The 1,700-nt window shown below is 65.3% G+C and carries 3 protein-coding genes; all 3 read right to left on the bottom strand.

Annotated elements, in window-relative coordinates:
* Positions 1-212: LolA family protein (locus AC1DSN_RS22205; protein WP_477332953.1), on the bottom strand; the 212-nt coding region annotated here is incomplete at its 3' end.
* A gap of 31 nt (positions 213-243) precedes the next feature.
* Entirely contained in the window at positions 244-672 is a 429-nt protein-coding gene (locus tag AC1DSN_RS22200; RefSeq protein ID WP_477297465.1) for a hypothetical protein, read from the bottom strand.
* Between the two features lie 6 nt (positions 673-678).
* Positions 679-1,700: DNA translocase FtsK (locus AC1DSN_RS22195; RefSeq protein ID WP_477332951.1), on the bottom strand; the 1,022-nt coding region annotated here is incomplete at its 5' end.

Below are 1,700 nucleotides of genomic sequence, written 5' to 3'. Positions count from 1 at the left end.
CAGCGGAACTGGCGCGGTGCTTCCAGCGCCATGGTGCCCGTGGTGGTCTTGCCCGGGTCGCCGTTTGCATTGATCAGGGTCTGGCTGAAACGCCCGGTGACCGAGTGCAGGCCTTTGGAAAACGCATCCAGACGCTCACGCGCGGGGCCGGCAGCGGCGAAGGCCGGCAGGCTGAGGAGGGACAGGGTCGCGGCAAGCAGGAAGCGTTTCATCAGTCGATTTCCGTAGGGTTCGGCGCGATTGTCAGCGATCGGTTTCGAACAGCGACTTAAGCATGTCGATGGCTTCGCCGGGACTGATCTCCCCTGCCTCCATCTTCTCGCTGATATCGGCAATGGCCTTGCCGTCGCGATGCCAGAACGGCGCCGCGCGGGTGGCGTGGTGCACCGGCCGGGCTTCCTGGCCCAGCACCACGATCTCGGCGATCTCTTCCTGTTCGGCGAAGATCACTTCCAGCGCGTCGTCCACGCCGGCGGTGTGGCCAACCGGGTAGTCGCGGGTGACGAAGCAGGCGCGGCCGTCGTCGGCGCGCAGCTCCAGGCCGGGAATCGATGGGTTGAGCTCGAAAATGCTCTCGACCTCGTCCAGTACTTCGGACGTGGGCGCGAGATCACCGGTAACGAGCAAGCCCCAGGGGCGCTGGCGTAGCGCGCCCGGCTTCATGTCGTTCATGGCGGATCAGTCCTTCGGAGGCGGCGGCGCGAGGACTTCGCGGTTGCCGTTGTGTTGCGGCGCGCTGACGATGCCGTCCTGCTCCATCTGTTCGACGAGGCGGGCGGCGCGGTTGTAGCCGATGCGCAGGTGGCGCTGCACGCCGGAGATGGACGCGCGACGCGTCTCGGTGACCACGCGCACGGCGCGGTCGTAGAGGGCGTTGTCGCTGTCGCTGTCGCCTTCGGCATCCTGCGGCAGGCCGGAATCGTTGATGATCTTGCCGTCGGAGGTGGACTGGATTTCCTCGAGCACACCGGTGATGTAGTTGGGCGCACCCTGCGCACGCAGCCACTCGACGACGTTATGCACCTCGTGGTCGTCCACGAACGCGCCATGCACGCGCTCGGGCGTCGCCGTACCCGGCGGCAGGTAAAGCATGTCGCCGTGACCGAGCAGCGCTTCGGCGCCGGACTGGTCGAGAATGGTGCGCGAGTCGATCTTCGACGACACCTGGAACGCGATGCGCGTGGGGATGTTCGCCTTGATCAGGCCGGTAATGACATCCACCGACGGACGCTGCGTCGCGAGAATAAGATGCACGCCCGCGGCGCGCGCCTTCTGCGCCAGACGCGCGATGAGTTCTTCGACCTTCTTGCCGACGATCATCATCATGTCGGCGAATTCGTCGATGATGATGACGATGTGCGGCAGCGGCTCGAGCGGCTCGGCGACCATGCCCGGCATGTCCGGGTTGGCGCGGAACAGCGGATCGAGCAGCGGCTGGCCGTTGCTCTCGGCGTCCTTCACTTTCTTGTTGAAGCCACCGAGGTTACGCACGCCCACCGCGGCCATGAGCTTGTAGCGGCGTTCCATCTCGGCCACGCACCAGCGCAGGGCGTTGGCGGCTTCTTTCATATCCGTGACGACYGGCGCCAGCAGATGCGGAATGCCCTCGTAAACCGAGAGCTCCAGCATCTTCGGGTCGATCATGATCATGCGCACGTCTTTCGGGCTGGCCTTGTACAGCAGGCTCAGCACCATGGCGT

It is taken from the genome of Luteibacter sp. P4_D7_3, assembly GCF_056401735.1.
Note: the sequence above shows the minus strand (reverse complement) of the source record. Positions and strands in the feature narration are given on the sequence as shown.

What these genes read in the sequence shown, in the direction of transcription:
- AC1DSN_RS22200 (WP_477297465.1), bottom strand. Translation starts at nt 672, where the DNA reads ATGAACGACATGAAGCCGGGCGCGCTACGCCAGCGCCCCTGGGGCTTG.